This window comes from Actinomadura atramentaria DSM 43919 (assembly GCF_000381885.1).
GTDB classification, from domain to species: Bacteria; Actinomycetota; Actinomycetes; order Streptosporangiales; family Streptosporangiaceae; genus Spirillospora; species Spirillospora atramentaria.
This window is the reverse complement of sequence record NZ_KB907220.1, coordinates 143,955-164,100: the sequence shown is the minus strand read 5'-3', so window position 1 is coordinate 164,100 and position 20,146 is coordinate 143,955. Positions and strand designations below refer to the sequence as shown.

19 protein-coding genes are annotated in these 20,146 nt (G+C 74.1%); 16 read left to right on the top strand and 3 right to left on the bottom strand.

Annotated features, from left to right (window positions below):
• Positions 1-171 precede the first annotated feature (171 nt).
• Positions 172-654 carry a DUF4439 domain-containing protein gene (locus tag G339_RS0126210; RefSeq protein WP_019634039.1) on the bottom strand — a complete coding sequence of 161 codons (483 nt, stop codon included), beginning with the start codon at positions 652-654 and terminating at the stop codon, positions 172-174.
• Entirely contained in the window at positions 651-1,172 is a 522-nt protein-coding gene (locus G339_RS0126205) for a hypothetical protein (RefSeq protein WP_157408010.1), read from the bottom strand. The genes G339_RS0126210 and G339_RS0126205 overlap by 4 nt, the downstream gene beginning before the upstream one ends.
• A gap of 290 nt (positions 1,173-1,462) precedes the next feature.
• Between G339_RS0126205 and rimP the strand changes: the two genes are divergently transcribed.
• The 16 genes from rimP to G339_RS0126125 all read left to right on the top strand — a co-directional run bounded on the left by rimP (position 1,463) and on the right by G339_RS0126125 (position 17,836).
• Positions 1,463-2,032 carry a ribosome maturation factor RimP gene (rimP, locus tag G339_RS35335; protein ID WP_051107969.1) on the top strand — a complete coding sequence of 190 codons (570 nt, stop codon included), beginning with the start codon at positions 1,463-1,465 and terminating at the stop codon, positions 2,030-2,032.
• A gap of 25 nt (positions 2,033-2,057) precedes the next feature.
• A complete protein-coding gene (gene nusA, locus G339_RS0126195; protein WP_033324397.1) occupies positions 2,058-3,119 on the top strand; it encodes a transcription termination factor NusA in 1,062 nt (353 codons plus the stop codon).
• Positions 3,120-3,159: 40 nt separating this feature from the next.
• Entirely contained in the window at positions 3,160-3,387 is a 228-nt protein-coding gene (locus G339_RS0126190; RefSeq protein ID WP_019634035.1) for a YlxR family protein, read from the top strand.
• 176 nt (positions 3,388-3,563) lie between these two features.
• Entirely contained in the window at positions 3,564-6,569 is a 3,006-nt protein-coding gene (gene infB / locus G339_RS0126185; RefSeq protein WP_019634034.1) for a translation initiation factor IF-2, read from the top strand.
• Between the two features lie 179 nt (positions 6,570-6,748).
• Complete coding sequence (locus G339_RS0126180) at positions 6,749-7,057, top strand: DUF503 domain-containing protein (protein WP_019634033.1); 309 nt, start codon at positions 6,749-6,751, stop codon at positions 7,055-7,057.
• A gap of 33 nt (positions 7,058-7,090) precedes the next feature.
• Positions 7,091-7,582, top strand: a complete 492-nt coding sequence (rbfA, locus tag G339_RS0126175; protein WP_019634032.1) for a 30S ribosome-binding factor RbfA — start codon at positions 7,091-7,093, stop codon at positions 7,580-7,582.
• On the top strand, positions 7,582-8,679 hold the full coding sequence (locus G339_RS0126170) for a DHH family phosphoesterase (RefSeq protein ID WP_019634031.1): 1,098 nt from the start codon (positions 7,582-7,584) through the stop codon (positions 8,677-8,679). The genes rbfA and G339_RS0126170 overlap by 1 nt, the downstream gene beginning before the upstream one ends.
• On the top strand, positions 8,676-9,563 hold the full coding sequence (truB, locus tag G339_RS0126165; RefSeq protein ID WP_019634030.1) for a tRNA pseudouridine(55) synthase TruB: 888 nt from the start codon (positions 8,676-8,678) through the stop codon (positions 9,561-9,563). Before G339_RS0126170 ends, truB begins: the two co-directional genes overlap by 4 nt.
• A 142-nt stretch (positions 9,564-9,705) precedes the next feature.
• Positions 9,706-10,647, top strand: a complete 942-nt coding sequence (locus tag G339_RS0126160) for a bifunctional riboflavin kinase/FAD synthetase (protein ID WP_026341790.1) — start codon at positions 9,706-9,708, stop codon at positions 10,645-10,647.
• 204 nt (positions 10,648-10,851) lie between these two features.
• Complete coding sequence (rpsO, locus tag G339_RS0126155) at positions 10,852-11,121, top strand: 30S ribosomal protein S15 (RefSeq protein ID WP_019634028.1); 270 nt, start codon at positions 10,852-10,854, stop codon at positions 11,119-11,121.
• Between the two features lie 274 nt (positions 11,122-11,395).
• Complete coding sequence (locus G339_RS0126150; RefSeq protein WP_019634027.1) at positions 11,396-13,723, top strand: polyribonucleotide nucleotidyltransferase; 2,328 nt, start codon at positions 11,396-11,398, stop codon at positions 13,721-13,723.
• A 105-nt stretch (positions 13,724-13,828) separates the two neighbouring features.
• On the top strand, positions 13,829-15,157 hold the full coding sequence (locus tag G339_RS0126145) for a M16 family metallopeptidase (protein ID WP_019634026.1): 1,329 nt from the start codon (positions 13,829-13,831) through the stop codon (positions 15,155-15,157).
• Positions 15,158-15,200: 43 nt separating this feature from the next.
• A complete protein-coding gene (locus G339_RS0126140) occupies positions 15,201-15,605 on the top strand; it encodes a phage holin family protein (RefSeq protein WP_026341789.1) in 405 nt (134 codons plus the stop codon).
• Between the two features lie 31 nt (positions 15,606-15,636).
• Entirely contained in the window at positions 15,637-16,377 is a 741-nt protein-coding gene (gene dapB / locus G339_RS0126135; RefSeq protein ID WP_019634024.1) for a 4-hydroxy-tetrahydrodipicolinate reductase, read from the top strand.
• A complete protein-coding gene (locus G339_RS0126130) occupies positions 16,374-16,952 on the top strand; it encodes a transglutaminase-like domain-containing protein (RefSeq protein WP_019634023.1) in 579 nt (192 codons plus the stop codon). The genes dapB and G339_RS0126130 overlap by 4 nt, the downstream gene beginning before the upstream one ends.
• 35 nt (positions 16,953-16,987) lie before the next feature.
• Positions 16,988-17,836 (top strand): SCO6745 family protein, encoded by an 849-nt coding sequence (locus G339_RS0126125; protein ID WP_019634022.1) that lies wholly within the window; start codon positions 16,988-16,990, stop codon positions 17,834-17,836.
• 174 nt (positions 17,837-18,010) lie between these two features.
• On the opposite strand, the gene ftsH is transcribed toward G339_RS0126125, so the two are convergent.
• Positions 18,011-20,011 carry an ATP-dependent zinc metalloprotease FtsH gene (gene ftsH / locus G339_RS0126115; protein ID WP_019634020.1) on the bottom strand — a complete coding sequence of 667 codons (2,001 nt, stop codon included), beginning with the start codon at positions 20,009-20,011 and terminating at the stop codon, positions 18,011-18,013.
• Positions 20,012-20,146 lie beyond the last annotated feature (135 nt).

Below are 20,146 nucleotides of genomic sequence, written 5' to 3'. Positions count from 1 at the left end.
AAATGGGCGGCGCGCGCCCGTCCAAAGGCGGAACAGGCCGTGGACCTCCGCGTTCGCGTTCAACGTATTCGCGCGCGCCGCGATACCGAAAAGCGATTCAGCGAGTGCTCAATTCTTGCGAAAAAGGCATTCAACATTCGGTGGAAACCGCGTCAGCGCACCGATGGCGCGTCAGCCCTCGGGCTCTCCGCCCGGCTGCGGCTTCGGCCCGAGCGACGACGACGGCAGCCCCGGGAACGCCGACACCGGATCGGGGGACTCGCCCGCCCGCGCCCGCCAGTGCGCCGCGCGCCGCGCCGCCTCCTGCATCGCCCGCGCCGCGAGCGTCCGCAGCGCCGGATCGGCCGCGCCCGCGAGCCCCGCGTACCCGGCGGCGACCCCGTCCTCCAACAGCGCCGCGAGCCGCGCCGCCGACCGCGCGTCCGTCGCCCGCACCGGCAGCCGGTACACCGGAGCCGCCGCCGGGACGGGCGCGCCGAGCGCCGTCAACCGGTCCGCCAGCGCGTCCCGCGCCGCCCGGTGCGCGTTCCAGACCAGCGTCGCCGTCTCCCGCGCGGCCCCCGACAACCGCGCGCCGAGCACCCCGTAGCCGTAGACGGCCGCGTGCTCCGCCGCGACCGCCGCGCCCAGTTCCGCCGCGCCGCGCCCGCTCAAACCAGCTCCAACGCCGCCGCGTGCCCGGCCTCGCACGCCCCGATCGACGCGAGCACCTGCGCCAGCCCCGGATCGGCCTTCGCGACCTCCGCGAGCCGGTCCCGCGCGGCCTTGGCCTCCGCCGCGCGCAGCTCCGCGAGCAGCCGCGACCGCGCCGGGGCCGTGCGCGGCGTCGCGGACGGCAGGGCGCGCGCCCGCGTCCCCGAACCCGGCACGTACAGCCGCCGCAGCGCCGCCAGATGCTCCCGGTGCCGGCCGAGGATCGCCTCCAGCCGCGCCGCCGGGAGCACGCGCGCCGCCCGCGCCGCCTCGTACAGCGCGATGATGTCCTGCTCCGCCGCGACGGCCCCGACGAGCACCGCGACCTCCGCCCGCTCCGCCGCGGGACGCGCCTCGTCCGCCGGTCCGCACCCGGCGGCCAGCGGCAGCGCCAGACCCGCGCCGAGGCCCGCCCGCAGCACCGTGCGGCGGCGCGGGACGACGGGTCCGGGGGCGGGCGGCGTACTGGCTCGCGGCACGCGTTTCCCCTCGTCGCGCGGCGGATGGGAGTGGCCCGGGACGCGTCGTCCGGCGGGTTCCTCCAAGCATTCCATATCCGGCGCGCCGGTGAGCCGTCCGAACGACCGCCGGGGTCGTCGGCTGTCGATACCCTTGACGGGCCGACCGGCACGCGGTCGGCCCGATCGCGGCCCCGGCCGCGCGGCACGAAACTCTCCGAGGAGGTCCCTTGGGCGCCGAATCCGGCGACCGCGCTCAGCGGGGCCGCGCGGGCGGGCCACGCCCGTCCCGGGACGCGGCGGCGGCCGCGATCACCCGTCTGCTGGAGCCCGCGGTCACGGCCGCGGGCTTCGATCTGGAAGAGGTGGACGTCCGCCCGGCCGGGCGGCGCCGGCTGATCAGGATCGTCGTCGACGCCGACGGCGGCGTCGCCCTCGACGACGTCGCCGACCTCAGCCGGATCGCGTCCGACCTGCTCGACGGCTCCGACGTCATGGGCGCCTCGCCCTACGTCCTGGAGGTCACCTCGCCCGGCGTCGACCGCCCGCTCACCGAGCCCCGGCACTGGCGGCGCGCGGTCGGCCGCCTGGTCGTCGCCCCGCTCACCGAGGGCGGCCAGGTCGAGGGGCGCGTCGTCGCCGCGGGCGACGACGGCGTCGACCTCGACGTGGTCAGGGGCAAGGGCCGCCCGGCCGCCCGGCGGACGTTCCCGTTCGCGGCGCTCGGGCCCGGCAAAGTCCAGGTCGAGTTCCGCCGCGCGGACGAGACCCAGGACGACGCGGACGAAGCGGTCACCGACACGGACGACCCGGCGGACGACCAGCCGGACGGCGCCGGCGGCGGAGCCGCCGCACCGCGCTCTCCGGCCGAGCCGGACTAGAGGGGGGAGCCTCGTGGACATCGACATGACTGCCCTGCGCAGCCTGGAGAGCGAGAAGGACATCTCGCTCGACGTGGCCGTCAAGGCCATCGAAGACGCCCTGCTGATCGCCTACCACCGGACCGAGGGCGCGGCCCCGCGCGCCCGCGTCGAGCTGGACCGCACCACCGGCCATGTGACCGTCTGGGCGACGGAGGTCGGTGAGGAGGGCGAGTCGGTCCGGGAGTACGACGACACGCCCACCGGTTTCGGGCGCATCGCGGCGACCACCGCCAAGCAGGTCATCCTGCAGCGGCTCCGCGACGCCGAGGACGAGCTGACGTTCGGCGAGTACGCGGGCCGGGAGGGCGACATCGTCTCCGGCGTGATCCAGCAGGGCAAGGACCCCCGCAACGTGCTCGTCGACCTCGGCCGCATCGAGGCGATCCTGCAGCCGCAGGAGCAGGTGCCGGGCGAGCGCTACGAGCACGGCGAGCGGCTGCGCGCGTACGTCGTGCAGGTCCGCAAGGGTCACCGCGGCCCGTCCGTGCAGCTCTCGCGCACCCACCCCAACCTGGTGCGCAAGCTGTTCGCGCTGGAGGTCCCCGAGATCGCGGACGGCACCGTGGAGATCGCGGCCATCGCCCGCGAGGCGGGCCACCGCACCAAGATCGCGGTGCGGTCGCGCAAGCCCGGGGTGAACGCCAAGGGCGCGTGCATCGGCCCGCTCGGCAGCCGCGTCCGCAACGTCATGGCGGAGCTGCACGGCGAGAAGATCGATATCGTGGACTTCTCGGACGATCCCGCCGAGTTCGTCGGCAACGCCCTGTCGCCCGCCCGGGTCTCGGCGGTGCGCGTGGTCGACGCCGACGCCCGGGTCGCCCGGGTGATCGTGCCGGACTACCAGCTCTCCCTCGCCATCGGCAAGGAGGGGCAGAACGCCCGGCTCGCCGCCCGGCTCACCGGGTGGCGGATCGACATCCGCGCCGACACCGAGGTGCGGGAGGACGACGGTTCGACGGGGACGGAAGCGTCCGGACCTGGCGAAACCGGATCAACGACATCGGGAGACCATGCGACAGGTCCCGCCGACGCATCGGCGCGGTAGACTCGGTTCACGCGGCCGGGCGGTCCCGCAGCGCACCTGTGTGGGCTGCCGGGTTCGCGCGGCCAAATCCGACCTGCTGCGCCTGGTGGCGGTCGAGGGCGTCCTCGTCCCCGACCACCGCGGGCGGCTGCCGGGACGGGGCGCGTACCTGCACCCCGACCCGGCGTGCCTCGAACTCGCCGAGCGGCGTCGGGCGTTCCCCCGGGCACTGCGCCTGGCGGGGCCCCTCGACGCCGGTCCGATCCGGTCCGGGATCGGTTTGCGGTGACCGTCGAGCGGCAGCAGGATGGCCAAACGGTATGCTCCCCGGCGCACGGGGATGTCCGCGACGTCTAGTCGGAAGCAGGTCGAGATTGCTATGAGCGCTCGATGAGCACGCTGCTATGAGCATCGCAAGGTAACGACGGTCCGGTGGCCCCACCCCCCGGACCAGTAGGGAGTGCAGTGGCCAAGGTCCGGGTATACGAGCTCGCCAAGGAGTTCGGCGTCGAGAGCAAGGCCGTCATGGCCAAGCTCCAGGAGATGGGCGAGTTCGTCCGGTCGGCGTCCTCCACGATCGAGGCGCCGGTCGTCCGCAGACTGGAAGAAGCCTTCAACACCTCCGGGAAGTCCGGGGGCAAGTCCGCCGGGAAGCGGCCCCAGGGTCCGCGCCCGGCCGCGCCGCGTCCGGGTCCGCCCGCGGCGGACGGCGCGCGTCCCGCGCCGCCCAAGCCGGCGCCCCGTCCCGCCGGCGGCCCGAGCGCGGGCTCCGACACGGGTTCGGGCACCGGCACCGGCGCGCCCAAGCCCGGTCCCGGCGGCCCCAAGCCGGGCCCGCGTCCCGCGCCCGGTCCCGTCCCGCCCGCTCCCGGCATGCCGGCGAGCCCCGCGGCGGCGGCCGGTCCGGCCGGTCCGGCCGCGCCGTCCCGGCAGGGCGCCCCGCAGGGTGCTCCGCAGGGCGGCCAGCCCGGCGGCCCCAAGCCCGGCCCGCGCACGCCGAAGCCCGGCCCGCGGCCCGCCCCCCGGCAGGGCGGCGACCGCGGCGACCGCGGCGGCCGCGGCGCCCCGCGTCCGGGCAACAACCCCTTCAGCTCCACCAACACCGGCATGGGCCAGGCGCCCAAGCCCGGCCCGCGGCCGGGTCCGCGCCCCGGCCCGGCCGGCGGCGGCGCCGGCGCGCCCGGCGGCCCGCGTCCCGCGGGCGGTCGCGGTCCCGGCGGTCCCGGCGCGGGCGGTCCCCGTCCCGGCGGGCCCCGGCCCAGCCCCGGCGGCATGCCGCCGCGTCCGGCGGGCGGCCCCCGGCCCAGCCCGATGAACATGCCGTCCTCGCGGCCCGCGGGCGCCCCCGGGCGCGGCGGTCCCGGCGGCGGTGGCGGCCGTCCCGGCGGCGGTGGCCGGCCGGGCGGCGGCGGTCGCGGTCCGGGCGGCGGCGGCCGTCCCGGCGGTGGCGGCGGCTTCGGCGCGCCCCGCGCGGGTGCGGGCGGCGGCGGTCGTCCCGGCGGCTTCGGCCCCCGTCCCGGCGGCGGCGGTCGCGGCCGCGGCGGCACGCAGGGCGCCTTCGGCCGTCCCGGCGGACGCCCGACGCGCGGCCGCAAGTCCAAGAAGCAGCGGCGTCAAGAGTTCGACAACATGCAGGCGCCCGCCGCGGGCGGCATCCAGGCGCCGCGCGGCAACGGCAAGTCGATCCGGCTGCCGCAGGGCGCGACGCTGACCGACTTCGCCGAGCGGATCGGCGCCAACCCGGCGTCGCTCGTGGCGATCATGATGCACCTCGGCAAGATGGTCACCGCGACGCAGTCCGTCGACACCGACGACCTGCAGCTCCTCGGCGTCGAGCTGGACTTCGACATCCAGGTCGTCAGCCCCGAGGACGAGGACCGCGCGCTGCTGGAGTCCTTCGACATCGAGTACGGCGAGGACGAGGGCGGCGAGGAGAACCTGCAGCCGCGTCCGCCGGTCGTGACCGTCATGGGCCACGTCGACCACGGCAAGACGCGCCTGCTGGACGCCATCCGCAACGCCAACGTGGTCGCGGGCGAGGCCGGCGGCATCACCCAGCACATCGGCGCGTACCAGGTCGAGACCGTGGTCGACGGCGAGGACCGCAAGATCACCTTCATCGACACCCCGGGCCACGAGGCGTTCACCGCCATGCGCGCCCGCGGCGCCGACACCACCGACCTGGTGGTGCTGGTGGTCGCCGCCGACGACGGCGTCAAGCCGCAGACCACCGAGGCGATCGACCACGCCACGGCGGCCGGCGTGCCGATCGTCGTCGCGGTCAACAAGATCGACAAGGAGGGCGCGGACCCGCAGCGCGTGCGGGCCCAGCTCACCGAGTACGGGCTGGTCGCCGAGGAGTACGGCGGCGACACCCAGTTCGTCGACGTGTCCGCCCGCGAGGGCGTCAACATCGACGGGCTGCTGGAGTCGATCGTCCTGACCGCGGACGCGGCGCTGGAGCTGCGCGCCAACCCCGACATGCCCGCCCAGGGCTCCGCCATCGAGGCGCACCTGGACAAGGGTCGGGGCGCGGTGGCGACGGTGCTGGTGCAGCGCGGCACGCTGCGGGTCGGCGACTCGATCGTCTGCGGCGTGGCCCACGGCCGCGTCCGGGCGATGCTGGACGAGAACGGCAACAGCGTCGAGGAGGCCGGGCCGTCGCGTCCGGTGATGGTCCTCGGCCTGACGGCCGTGCCCGGCGCGGGCGACAACTTCCTGGTCGTCGACGACGACCGGGTGGCCCGCCAGATCGCCGACAAGCGGACGGCGCGCAAGCGCAACGCCGAACTGCTCCGCAGCCGCAAGAGCAGCTCGCTGGAGGAGCTGTTCAAGGACCTGGAGCGCGGCGAGCGGGACGAGCTGCTGCTCATCCTCAAGGGCGACGTCTCCGGTTCGGTGGAGGCCCTGGAGGACTCGCTGCTCAAGATCGACGTGGGCGACGAGGTCAGCCTGCGCGTCATCCGCCGCGGCGTCGGCGCGATCACGCAGGACGACGTCAACCTGTCGCTGGCGTCCGAGGGCGCGGTCATCATCGGCTTCAACGTCCGGCCGGAGCGCAACGCGCAGGAGCTGGCGGACCGCGAGGGCGTCGACATCCGGTTCTACTCGGTCATCTACCAGGCGATCGAGGAGGTCGAGGCGGCCCTCAAGGGCATGCTGAAGCCGGAGTTCGAGGAGGCCCAGCTCGGCACGGCGGAGATCCGCGAGATCTTCAAGGTGCCGCGGATCGGGAACGTCGCCGGTTCGATGGTCACCTCGGGCGTCATCCAGCGCAACGCCAAGGCGCGCCTGGTCCGCGACGGGGTCGTGGTGTCGGACAACCTCACGGTGTCCTCGCTGCGCCGCTTCAAGGAGGACGCCACCGAGGTCCGCGAGGGCTTCGAGTGCGGTATCGGCGTCGGCTTCAACGACATCAAGCTCGGCGATGTCATCGAGTGCTACGAGATGCGGGAGAAGCCCCGCGCCTGAGGCACGACCGGGGCGGTCCCGCACGGGGCCGCCCCGCCCGCCGGAACGCCGGCGTGCGGACGCCAGGCCCGAAACGGCCTGGCGTCCGTCATGCCGGGGCCGGGGCGCGGCCCGCGCGGGGGCGCGGGAACAGGCGGCGTCCCCGCCGTCGTTCGACCAGACGAGAGAAGAATCCCGAGGTGATCCGCCAGGTGTACGTGGGTGCGCTGACCATCGACCTGCTGCTCGGCGACGTGCGGTCGCTGAAACAGAAGCGGGCGGTGATCCGGCCCGTCATCGCGGAGGTGCGCAGGCACTTCCCGGGCGTGGCGGTCGCCGAGACCGGCGACAACGATTTGCACCGGCGGGCGGAGATCGGGATCGCGGTGGTCTCCGCCACGGCCGCCAACTGCACCGACGTGCTCGACCGGTGCGAGCGGATGGTCGCGGGCCGTCCCGAGATCGAGCTGCTGTCGGCCCGGCGGCGGCTCTACAGCGACGAGGACTAGGTCCTCGCCAGACCCGAGAGAAGGAGTGCGATCATGGTGGACGCAGCGCGGGCGCGCAAGCTCGCCGACCGCATCCAGCAGATCGTCGCCGAGATGCTGGAGCGGCGGATCAAGGACCCGCGGCTCGGCTTCGTGACCGTCACCGACGCGCGGATCACCAACGACCTGCGCGACGCCACGGTCTTCTACACCGTGTACGGGTCGGAGGCCGAGCGCGCGGACTCGGCGGCGGCGCTGGAGAGCGCGAAGGGCGTCATCCGCAGCGAGGTCGGCAGGCGGACCGGGGTCCGCCACACGCCGAGCATCACGTTCGTGCTCGACGCGGTGATGGAGAACGCCGCGCACATCGACGACCTGCTCGCGCAGGCCCGCGCCCGGGACGCCGAGGTCGCCGCGGCGGCGCGCGGCGCGCGGCCCGCGGGCGACGCGAACCCCTACCGGGTGGACGACGACGTCGAGGACGAGGAGTCCGACGACGACGATGGCGGGGACGCCGCGGACGGCCCCGCGGGACGCCGGTCCTGATGCGCCGGACGAGGCCGGGCTGCACGGCGGTCCGGGCCGCGGCCCCGGCCGCCGGCCCCCGGCCGCCCGCGCCGGACGGCTCCCGCCGTCCGGGCCTGGACTGGGGCGGCGCGGTCCGGCTGGTCCGCGCCGCCGACGAGATCGTCCTGGCCTGCCACGTCGTCCCGGACGGCGACGCGCTCGGCTCGATGCTCGCGCTCGCGCAGACGCTGCGCGGGCTCGGCAAGCGCTGCGTCGCGTCGTTCGGGGAGCCGTTCACCGTCCCGCACAGCCTGCGGTTCCTGCCCGGCCAAGAGCTGCTGCGCGCGCCCGCCGACGTCCCGGCCGCCCCGGCGCTGATGATCGCGCTGGACTCGGCGGGGCCGGAGCGGCTCGGCTCGCTGGCGGGCGTCGCGCGGTCGGCCGCCGAGCTGATCGTGGTGGACCACCACGCGACGGGCACCGGTTTCGGCACCGTCCGGCTGGTCGATCCGGGCGCGGCGGCGACGGCCGTGCTGGTGGACGAGCTGATCCGCCGCCTCGGCGCGCCGCTCACCCCGTCCGTCGCGGAGGGCCTGTACGCGGGCCTGGCCAGCGACACCGGCTCGTTCAAGTACCCCTGCACGACGCCGCAGGTCCACGACCTGGCGGGCCGGCTGCTGGCGGTCGGGGTCCGGCCGGAGGCGGTCAGCCGCGAGCTGTGGGACCGCGCGCCGTTCGGCTACCTCCAGGTCCTGGCGGGCGCGCTGACGCGGGCCCGGCTGGAGCGGGACGCGGCGGGCGGCCTCGGCCTGGTCTGGACGACGATCGGCCAGGCGGACCGGGAGGCCCCGGGCGTGCCCTACGACCAGCTCGAAGGCGTCATCGACCAGCTCCGCCGCACCGACGAGGCCGAGGTCGCCGTCGTGCTCAAGGAGGACGACGCGGGCGCCTGGTACGTCTCGACCCGGTCCAAGGGCCGGGTGGACGTCGGCCGCGCCTGCTCGCGCCTCGGCGGCGGCGGGCACCGCGACGCCGCCGCCTACACCGCCTGCGGCGAGCCCGAGGAGCTCGTCGACCAGTTGCGGGCCGCGCTGCGGCCCGACCCCGACACCGACCCCGCGGAGAACGCCCCGTGACCTCGTCCGACACCGCCCCCTCCGGACTCGTCGTCGTCGACAAGCCCGGCGGCTGGACCTCCCACGACGTCGTCGCGCGGGTCCGGCGGCTGGCGCGGACGCGCCGGGTGGGGCACGCGGGCACGCTCGACCCGATGGCGACGGGCGTGCTCGTCGTCGGCGTGGGGAAGGCGACCCGGCTGCTCGGCCACCTCGCGCTGACCGAGAAGGGCTACGACGCGACGATCCGGCTCGGCGCGTCCACGAACACCGACGACGCCGAGGGCGAGATCACCGCGACGGCGTCGGCGGCGGACGTCTCCGACGCGGCGCTGGCGGCGGGCGTCGCGGCGCTGACCGGCCGCATCGAGCAGATCCCGCCGCAGGTCAGCGCCATCAAGGTGGACGGTCAGCGCGCGTACAAGCGGGCGCGGGCGGGGGAGGACGTCGCGCTGAAGGCCCGTCCGGTGACCGTGGCGGAGTTCACGGTGACCGGCGTCCGCCGCGACGGCGACGTCGTCGACGTGGACGCCTCGATCACCTGCTCGTCGGGCACCTACATCCGCGCGCTCGCCCGCGACCTCGGCGCGTCCCTCGGCTGCGGCGGCCATCTGACCGCGCTGCGCCGCACCCGCGTCGGCCCCTACGGGCTGGATCTGGCGCGCACGCTGGAACAGCTCGCCGAGGACCTGGCCGTCCTGCCGATCGCGGACGCGGTCGCGGCGGCGTTCCCGCGCCGGGACGTCACCGAGGAGGACGCCCGCAAGGTCGTCCACGGCGGGCGGCTGCCCGCGCTCGGCCTGGGCCCTGGCCCGGTCGGCGTCTTCGGGCCGGACGGCGCGCTGCTGGCGCTCGTCGAGGAGCAGGGCCGGGGCGCCAAGCCGCTCGCGGTCTTCGCGGGCTGACCCCGGACCCCGCGCTACCGGCGAGTAGACTCCGGCGCGCGGTGCCGGTGCGGCGGCCGACCCCTCGGGAACGCCCGCCGCCGCGCGCATGGCAGTCTGGAAGACGACACACACGGCAGCAGTCCGACGCAGGGAGAGCATGGTGCGGCGCTGGCACGGCCTCGAAGAGGTTCCCGCCGACTGGGGCAGGTCGGTCGTCACCATCGGGGTGTTCGACGGCGTTCACCGCGGCCACCAGCGGATCGTCCGCAGCGCGGCCGACGAGGCGCGGCGGCGCGGGCTCAAGTCCGTCGTGATCACCTTCGACCCGCACCCCGACGAGGTGGTCCGGCCGGGCACGCACCCGCCGATCCTGGCCTCGACGGCGCGGCGCATCGAGCTGCTGGAGGGGCTGGGCACCGACGCGGTCGTCGTCGTGCCGTTCACGCACCGGCTGTCGCAGGTCCCGCCGGACGAGTTCGTCCAGTCCGTCCTGGTGGACCGGCTGCACGCCGCGCACGTCATCGTCGGCGAGGACTTCCGGTTCGGGCACAAGGCCAAGGGCGACGTCCCGCTGCTCAAGGAGCTGGGCGCCAAGTACGACTTCACCGCCGAGGGCGTGCCGCTGGTCGCCGACGGCGACACGATCTCCTCGACGTTCATCCGCGCGCGGCTCGACGCGGGCGACGTCGCGGGCGCGGCGGCGGCGCTGGGCCGCCCGCACCGCGTCGAGGGCGTCGTGGTGCGCGGCCACCAGCGCGGCCGGGCGCTGGGCTTCCCGACCGCGAACCTGGAGACGGCCCCGAACACCGCGATCCCGGCGGACGGCGTGTACGCGGGCTGGCTCGTCTGCGACTCCGAGCGCTACCCGGCCTGCCGCTGGCCCGCCGCGATCTCGATCGGCACCAACCCGACGTTCGAGGGTCAGGGGGAGCGGACGGTCGAGGCGTACGCGCTGGACCGTGACGACCTGGACCTCTACGGCGAGCACACCGCCGTGGACTTCCTCGACCGCATCCGCGACACGCTCAAGTTCGACTCGGTCGACGCGCTCGTCGCGGAGATGAACCGGGACGTGGCCCGCGCCCGCGAGCTGACCGCCTGACGGGCGTCCGGCGGCCGATCACGGTCCGTGCTGCTCCGAGTCCGGCGGGCTTCGGGGGCGTGATACGGTGGATAGTCACCGGGCAAGGGCCCGGCTGCGATGGGCTGCACCCTCATGCGGCCCGTCCGTTCCCCAACGCACCATGCGGACGCGCCTGCCGAGCGGGCCGCGATCTGCGGGTGACGATCCCATCGAAGGAGCCACGTGTCGCTCGACACCGCCACGAAGAACAAGATCATCTCCGAGTACGCGACCACTGAGGGTGACACCGGCTCCCCGGAAGTCCAGGTCGCGCTGCTCACCCGGCGGATCAACGATCTGACCGAGCACCTCAAGGAGCACAAGCACGACCACCACAGCCGCCGCGGCCTGCTGCTGCTGGTCGGCCGTCGTCGCCGGCTCCTCAAGTACCTGTCCAACAAGGACATCAACCGCTACCGCGCGCTGATCGAGCGACTCGGCCTGCGCCGCTGACGCGGTGAGGGGGGCGGCCCGCCGGGCCGCTCCCCTCTCTCTGTGCCCGGCCCCCTGACGGCGGCCGGGCGGGAGTTCGCCGTCCGGCCGGTTTCACGAGCGGCGCGGGCGGACAAGTGAAACGACCAGCCCCCGCGGACACCGTTGGTGCGGCCGGTCCTCGGTAGTGGCGTCCGGAGCCTGTGGAACCGGGTGCTTCGATCGAAGACCGGCACTGCGTGAAAGCCACGGGCAACGGCCGCGGGGACCCTATCCGGAAAGATGGAGGTCTTCCGTGACAGAAGCTCCGCGCATCGACGGCGCACTGAGCACCGAGGCCGTGATCGACAACGGTTCGTTCGGAACCCGCACGATCCGCTTCGAGACGGGCCGGCTGGCCCGCCAGGCGGCCGGTTCGGCCGTCGCCTACCTCGACGACGAGACGATGGTGCTGTCGGCCACCACCGCGTCGAAGAAGCCGAAGGACAACCTCGACTTCTTCCCGCTCACCGTCGACATCGAGGAGCGGATGTACGCCGCCGGGCGCATCCCCGGCTCGTTCTTCCGCCGCGAGGGCCGTCCCTCCGAGGACGCGATCCTCACCTGCCGGCTGATCGACCGGCCGCTGCGCCCGTCGTTCGTCAAGGGCCTGCGCAACGAGATCCAGATCGTCGGCACGATCATGGCGCTGCACCCCGACCACCTGTACGACGTGGTCGCGATCAACGCCGCGTCGATGTCGACGCAGCTCGCGGGCCTGCCGTTCTCCGGCCCGATCGGCGGCGTCCGCGTCGCGCTGATCGACGGCACGTGGGTCGGGTTCCCGACGCACCCCGAGCTGGAGCGCGCGACGTTCGACATGGTCGTCGCGGGCCGTGTCGTCGGCGACGGCGACGTCGCGATCATGATGGTCGAGGCGGAGTCCACCAAGGACACGCTGCGGCTCGTCGGCGAGGGCGCCGCCGCCCCGACCGAGGAGGCCGTGGCGGACGGCCTGGAGGCCGCCAAGCCGTTCATCAAGGCGCTGTGCGAGGCGCAGAGCGCGCTGGCCGCCGAGGCCGCCAAGGACACCGCCGAGTACCCCGTCTTCCTGGACTACCAGGACGACGTGCTGGAGGCCGTCACCGCCGCCGTCGGCAAGGACCTCGCCGAGGCGCTGACGATCGCGGGCAAGCAGGAGCGCGAGTCCCGGCTCGACGAGCTCAAGGCGGGCGCGGTCGAGCGCCTGGCGGGCGACTTCGAGGGCCGCGAGAAGGAGATCTCCGCCGCGTTCCGCGCCGTCACCAAGAAGCTCGTCCGCGAGCGCGTCGTCCGCGACGGGCTGCGCATCGACGGCCGCGGCGTGAAGGACATCCGGCAGCTCACCGCCGAGGCGCACGTGCTGCCGCGCGTCCACGGTTCGGCGATCTTCGAGCGGGGCGAGACCCAGATCCTCGGCGTGACCACGCTGAACATGCTCCGCATGGAGCAGACGATCGACACGCTCAACCCGGACAAGACCAAGCGCTACATGCACAACTACAACTTCCCGCCGTACTCCACCGGGGAGACCGGCCGCGTGGGCTCGCCCAAGCGGCGGGAGATCGGGCACGGCGCGCTCGCCGAGCGCGCCCTGATCCCGGTGCTGCCGACGCGCGAGGAGTTCCCGTACGCGATCCGGCAGGTGTCGGAGGCGCTGGGGTCCAACGGCTCCACGTCGATGGGCTCGGTCTGCGCGTCCACGATGTCGCTGCTGGACGCGGGCGTGCCGCTGAAGCAGATGGTCGCGGGCATCGCGATGGGCCTGATCCACGAGGGCGGCGAGTACGTCACCCTGACCGACATCCTCGGCGCCGAGGACGCGTTCGGCGACATGGACTTCAAGGTCGCCGGCACCCGCGACGTCATCACGGCGCTGCAGCTCGACACCAAGCTCGACGGCATCCCCGCCTCGGTGCTGGCGGCGGCGCTGCGGCAGGCCAAGGGCGCGCGGCTGGCGATCCTCGACGTGATGAACGAGGCCATCGAGGCCCCGGCGGAGATGAGCCCGTTCGCGCCGCGCATCATCACGATCAAGGTCCCGGTCGACAAGATCGGCGAGGTCATCGGCCCGAAGGGCAAGATGATCAACTCGATCCAGGACGACACCGGCGCGGACATCTCGATCGAGGACGACGGCACGATCTACGTCGGCGCGACCGACGGCCCGTCCGCCGAGGCGGCGCGGCAGGCGATCAACGCCATCGCCAACCCGCACATGCCGGAGGTCGGGGAGCGGTTCCTCGGCACGGTCGTGAAGATCGCGACGTTCGGCGCGTTCGTGTCGCTGCTGCCCGGCAAGGACGGCCTGCTGCACGTGTCGCAGCTCCGCAAGCTGCACGGCGGCGCGCGGATCGACAACGTCGAGGACGTCATCAAGGTCGGCGAGAAGATCCAGGTCGAGGTCACCGAGATCGACCAGCGCGGCAAGCTGTCGCTGGTGCCGGTCGAGGTCGTCGAGCGGGAGGCCGCGGGCAAGGAGGAGCAGGGCGGCGGCGACGCCGACGCCGCTCCGGCCGAGGCCGCCGGGGAGTCCGGCGACCGGGCGCCGCGCCGCCGGCGGACCCGCCGTCCGTCCGACGACGGCGGCCAGCGCAACTCCTGACCGCGCGGCAGTTCGCGTGACGCCGACCGGTCCGTCCGAGAGGATGGGCCGGTCGGCGGCTTTTCTCCGTTTTCCGCCGTCGACCGACCAGATTGCGAGAGCGACGTGACCCAGTCCGCGCGGGCGCAGGAGCCCGGCACCACCGTGACGCTGCAGGCCGGGGAGGACGGGTCCGGCGCGGTCCGGCGCACCGTGCTGCCCGGCGGGCTGCGGATCGTCACCGAGTCGATCCCGTCGATGCGCTCGGCGTCGTTCGGGATCTGGGCGGGCGTCGGCTCGCGCGACGAGTCCCCCGAGGACGCGGGCGCCAGCCACTACCTGGAGCACGTGCTGTTCAAGGGCACGCCGCGCCGGTCGGCGCTGGAGATCTCCGCGGCGCTCGACGCGGTCGGCGGCGACCTCAACGCGTTCACCGCCAAGGAGTACACCTGCTACTACGCGCGGGTCCTGGACGCGGACCTGCCGATCGCCGTGGACGTCGTCAGCGACATGGTCGCGGCGTCGCTGAACCGCCCCGAGGACGTCGAGGCCGAGCGCAACGTCATCCTCGAAGAGATCCACATGCGCGACGACGACCCCGGCGACCTCATCCACGACGAGTTCTCCACGGCGCTGTTCGGGGACGTGCCGATCGGGCGGCCGATCCTCGGCACCGTCGACTCGATCAACGCGCTGTCGCGGGACCGCATCCACGACTACTACCGGCGGCACTACGTGGCGCCGAACCTGGTCGTCGCGGCGGCCGGGAACGTCGACCACGAGGCCGTCGTGCGGCTGGTGGAGGCGGCGACGGCGGAGCTGCCGCTGCGCGCGGGGGACCGGCCCGCGCCGCCGCGCGTCGGCGGCCCGGAGATCGCGGCCGCGCCGACCGTCCGCGTCGTGGACAAGGACACCGAGCAGGCGCACATCGTGCTCGGCGGGCTGGGCCTGTCGCGCACCGACGACCGCCGGTTCGCGCTCGGCGTGCTGAACGCGGCGCTCGGCGGCGGCATGTCGTCGCGGCTGTTCCAGGAGATCCGCGAGAAGCGCGGCCTGGCCTACTCCGTCTACAGCTACACCGCCCAGTACGCCGACACCGGCGTGTTCGGCGTGTACGCGGGCTGCCAGCCCGGCAAGGCCGACGAGGTCCTGTCGATCTGCCGCGACGAGGTCGCCCGCGCCGCCGAGACCTCGCTGGACGAGGAGGAGCTGGAGCGCGGCAAGGGCCAGCTCCGCGGCGCGATGGTCCTCGGCCTGGAGGACAGCGGGTCGCGGATGAGCCGCATCGGCAAGAGCGAGCTGGTGTACGAGTCGCTGCTGCCGGTGGACGAGCTGCTGGCCCGCATCGACGCCGTCACGCTGGACGACGTCCGCGAGGTGGGCCGCGAGGTGCTGACCCGCCCGGCCGCGCTGACCGTCATCGGGCCGTTCGAGGACCGCGATTTCACCCTCTGACCTCGCCTGTTATCCGGGGCGGCCGCCGGGTAGGGGCCGCCGCATGAGGTTGTTGATCCGCGTCGTCGTCTCGGCGCTCGCGCTGTGGGCCGCGACCGCCGTCGTGTCCGGGGTGGACGTGACGGCGGACACGTGGTGGAAGCGGGCGCTGACGCTGCTCGTCGTGGCGGTGATCTTCGGTGTCGTCAACGGCGTGCTGAAACCCGTCATCAAGGTGCTCGGCTGCGCGTTCTACGTGCTGACGCTGGGGCTGATCGCGCTGGTCGTCAACGCGGCGCTGCTGATGCTGACGAGCGCCATCGCGGGCGGGCTGGACCTGCCGTTCCACGTCCGCTGGTTCTGGCCCGCGTTCTGGGGGGCGATCATCGTCGGCGTGGTGAGCTGGCTGCTGAACCTGCTCGTCGCCGAGGACCGGCCGGGCGCGGCCGGGCGGGAAGCGGGCCGGTAGGCTCGTCCCCGGTCGCACCGAGGAGGAGAACGTGGTCAAGGTCGGGGTGCTGGGCGCGCGCGGTCGGATGGGCGCCGAGGTCTGCCGGGCGGTCGAGGGCGCGGACGACCTGGAGCTGGTCGCCGCCGTCGACGACGGCGAACCGCTCGACGCGCTGAAGGCCGCCGAGGTCGTCGTGGACTTCACCCACCCCGGCGTGGTCATGGACAACCTCAAGTGGTGCGTCGAGCAGGGGCTGCACGCCGTCGTCGGGACGAGCGGGTTCGACCCGGCCCGGCTGGACCGCGTCCGCTCCTGGCAGACCGCGACGCCCGGCGCGAAGGTGCTGATCGCCCCGAACTTCGGGATCGGCGCGGTGCTGATGATGGACTTCGCGCGGCGCGCGGCCCCGTTCTTCGAGTCCGTCGAGATCGTCGAGCTGCACCACCCGAACAAGAAGGACGCGCCGAGCGGCACCGCGTACCGGACCGCCGAACTGGTCGCGGCCGCGCGGGCGGAGAAGGGCGTCGCGGCGTCCCCGGACGCGACCGAGCAGGAGCTGGACGGCGCGCGCGGCACGGACGTGGACGGCGTCCGCGTCCACGCGGTGCGGCTGTCGGGGGCCATCGCGCACCAGGAGGTGCTGCTCGGCGGGCACGGTGAACTGTTCAGCATCCGGCACGACTCGATGAACCGCGAGTCGTTCATGCCGGGCGTGCTGCTGGGCGTCCGCGCCGTGGCGGACCTGCCCGAGCCGCTGACCGTCGGCATCGAGTCGCTGCTCGGGCTGTGACGGTCCGGTTCGACGCCGAGCCGTGGGACTACCTCGGCGCGGACGAGGCGATCGACGTCGAGCACCCGGCCGTCCAGGCGCTGGCGTCCGCGCTGCGCACAGGCGACGACCGGGCGTACGCGGCGGCGGCGTTCACGCACGTCCGCGACGCGGTGACGCACTGCCTCGACGTCGGTGATCCGCGCGTGCCGTGGAAGGCGTCCGACGTGCTGGAACAGGGCACGGGGTTCTGCTACGCCAAGGCGCACGCGCTCGTCGCGGTGCTGCGCGCCGGGGGAGTCCAGGCGGGTCTGTGCTACCAGCGGCTCCGGGCCGACGACGGGTTCGTCGTCCACGGCCTCGCGGCGGCGCTCGTCGACGACCGGTGGGTGCGGCTCGACCCGCGCGGCGGCCCGCCCGGCGCGCACGTCGAGTTCGCCGCCGACAGCGACCGCCTGGTCTTCGCCGCGGACGGCGCGGGCGAGACCACCTACCCGACCGTGTACGCGGCCCCGCACCCGGCGGTCCTGTCCGCGCTGCGGTCCGCGACCGACGCCTTCGACCTCGCGGGGAACGGCCTGCCCGCCACCCTCTGACGACCGGTCCGCGGCGGATGGGCCACAATGCCCGGATGGACGACTCTTACGCCCGCGAGCTGTGGCACGTCATCGAACCGATCCACATCCAGTCCTACTTCACGCCCGAGACGGTGGCGGCGGCCAAGGAGGTCGGCCTTCGCGGGTACTGGATGGGCTACTTCGCGATGCGCGGCGGCCCGCTCGGGGAGGTCGGGCCCGGCGTGGTCGAGGCGGTGTTCCACGGGTTCCACCCACGGCGCGTCCGCCGGGCGATCCCGGACGCGTGGACGTTCGCGTCCCGCGCCGACATCCTCGCGGCCCGCTCGGCGGCGGCCGCGGCGGCGCTGCGGCGCGCGATGCCGGAGGTGGACGCGCTCGTCCCGTCCGCCATCGACCCGCTGCTGCGCGCGGTGGAGGCGGCGGACGGGACGGGCCGCGCGCTGTTCGCCGCCAACCGCGACCTCCCGCGCCCGCAGGACCCCGTCGAGGACCTCTGGCAGGCGGTGACCGCGCTGCGCGAGCACCGGGGCGACGGCCACGTCGCGATCCTCACCGCCGAGGGGCTGGACGGCGCGCAGTCGAACATCCTCGCGGCGGCGGTGAAGGGCTCGCCGGAGCAGTGGCTCAAGGACTCGCGCGGCTACACCGACGAGGAGTGGGAGACTGCGCGCGCCGCGCTGGTCGACCGCGGCCTGCTCGCCGCGGACGGCACCGCGACCGCCGAGGGCCGCGCGTTCCGCGACGCGATCGAGGCCCGCACCGACGCCCGCGCCGCCGGCCCCTACCGCGCCCTGCCCGACCCGACCGCCCTCTACGACGCGCTCCTGCCCCTGGCCCAGGCCGTCATCGCGACGGGCGAGATCCCGTTCCCCAACCCGGTCGGAGCCCGGCCGCCCCGCTGACCGGGATCAGTCCCAGGTGTCCCAGTCGGCGGTGGCGAACGAAAAACCGAGGGGCGCGGGCAGGTCGACGTCGTCGCCGAACTTCCACGGCGACGTCACCTCGACGGCGACCGCCAGGTGATGCGCACGGCGTACCCAGATCGCGACATCGTCCGCGGATTTCGCGGCGGGGGATCAGTCGTCGGGGCGGGTGGCGGTGCGGGGGATGCCTGCGGCCTCGTAGGCGGCTTCCTCGTCGAGGGTCTCCTCTTCGAGAAGGGTTTGGGCGAGGGATTCTAGTTTGTCGCGGTTTCCTCGGAGAAGGTTCACGGCTTCGGCGTAGCAGTCCTCGACGATGCGGCGGGTCTCCTCGTCCACGACGTCCAGGGTGCCCTGGGCGGCGTACTGGGCCATCGGCTCGGAGCCCTCGGCGGGGAGCACCGACAGCGGGCCGACGCGGTCGGACATGCCCCAGCGGCCCACCATGCCGCGCGCGATGCGGGTGACCTGCTCCAGGTCCGACTCCGCGCCCGTCGTGACGACGCCGAACACGACCTCCTCGGCCGCCATGCCGCCGAGCGCGCCGATGATCCGGCCGCGCAGGTACGTCTCGTCCCAGGCGTAGCGGTCGCCCTCGGGGGTGGAGACGGTGACGCCGAGCGCGCGGCCGTGCGGCACGATCGTGATCTTGCGGACGGGGTCGGCGCCCGGCAGCAGCATCCCCAGCAGCGCGTGCCCGGACTCGTGGTAGGACGTGCGGCGGCGCTCGTCCGGCGGCATCACCAGCGACCGCCGCGTGCCGAGCTGGATCTTCTCCAGCGCCGTGTTGAAGTCGTACATGTCCACGCGGTCCTTGCCGCGCTTCACCGCCAGCAGCGCGGCCTCGTTGACGAGGTTCGCCAGGTCCGCGCCCGTCATCCCCGGCGTGATCTTGCCGACCGCGACGAGGTCCAGCGCGGGGTCGAGGGGGACGTCGCGGGTGTGGACGCGCAGGATCGACACGCGCCCGTCCAGGTCCGGCGCGGACACCGACACCGTCCGGTCGAAGCGGCCCGGCCGCAGCAGCGCCGGGTCCAGGATGTCCGGCCGGTTCGTCGCCGCGATCACCACGACGCCCTCCGAGCCGGAGAAGCCGTCCATCTCGGTGAGGACCTGGTTCAGCGTCTGCTCGCGCTCGTCGTGGCCGCCCATCGACGCGCCGCTGCCGCGCGTCCGGCCGATCGTGTCGATCTCGTCGATGAAGATGATGGACGGCGCGGTCTTGCGGGCCTCGGTGAACAGCTCCCGGACGCGCGCCGCGCCGACGCCGACGACCATCTCGATGAACTCCGACGCCGCCGCCGAGTAGAACGGCACGTCCGCCTCGCCCGCGACGGCCCGCGCCAGCAGCGTCTTGCCGGTGCCCGGCGGGCCCGTCAGCAGGACGCCGCGCGGCACGCGCGCGCCCATGCGCCGGTACTTGCCGGGGTCGCGGAGGAAGTCGACGATCTCGCTGAGTTCCTCCTGCACCTCGTCGATGCCCGCGACGTCGGCGAACGTGGCGCGCTTCTCGTCCGGCGCGACCGGCTTCGGCGACCGGCCGAACCCGCCCATCAGGCCGCCCGCGCCGCCGCCCCGCGACATGCGCCGCTGAATCCACACGATCGCCGCGATCCACAGGCCGACGAACAGCAGCACCGGCAGCAGCGACAGCAGAAGGTTCGCCAGGAATCCGCGGTCCTCGTTGACGGGCCGCGCCTCGACCACGACGCCCTTGGCGACCATCTCGCCGTACACGTTGTCATTGGCGAACGACGGGCGCAGCGTCTCGAAACTGCGGTACGTCTTCGACCGGTCGTTCTGCCCGGGGATCTGCTGCGGATTCTTCAGCTCGCCCTGGATCTGGTAGCCCTTGGTGTAGACGTCCTTGATGTTGCCCGCGCCGAGCTGCTGCGTGAAAGCCGTGTACGGAATGCTCTCCCGCTCGTGGCGGCCCGTCAGGTGCATCGACAGATAGCTCAGCGCGAAGATCGCGACCAGCAGCACCCAGAAGAACGTGTTGCGGTTCGGCCGGAAGCCCTTTCCGCCGCCCGACCCGTCCGGCCGGTCCCCGCCCTCGCCCGGAACGCCCTCCGCGCGCCACGGGCGGTCCGGCCGGCGGTCCGGCGGCGCCGGGCGACGGCGCTCGCCCTGACCCTGCGGTGACTTCGACGGCACGTTCCGAACTCCCCCGTACCCGGCGCAACGGCCCCCCGACCGGATGATCGAAAACGTGCCCGCTGTACCACAAAGGGAAACTCGGGGGGTTTCATTGTGGGGGGACGACCCCCCACTCGTGCCGCCTGTGGGGGG

Coding starts and splice junctions, on each gene's coding strand:
- rbfA (WP_019634032.1), top strand. CDS start 7,091: ATGGTGGACGCAGCGCGGGCGCGCAAGCTCGCCGACCGCATCCAGCAG.
- G339_RS0126170 (WP_019634031.1), top strand. CDS start 7,582: ATGCGCCGGACGAGGCCGGGCTGCACGGCGGTCCGGGCCGCGGCCCCG.
- G339_RS0126140 (WP_026341789.1), top strand. CDS start 15,201: ATGAGGTTGTTGATCCGCGTCGTCGTCTCGGCGCTCGCGCTGTGGGCC.
- G339_RS0126125 (WP_019634022.1), top strand. CDS start 16,988: ATGGACGACTCTTACGCCCGCGAGCTGTGGCACGTCATCGAACCGATC.
- nusA (WP_033324397.1), top strand. CDS start 2,058: ATGACTGCCCTGCGCAGCCTGGAGAGCGAGAAGGACATCTCGCTCGAC.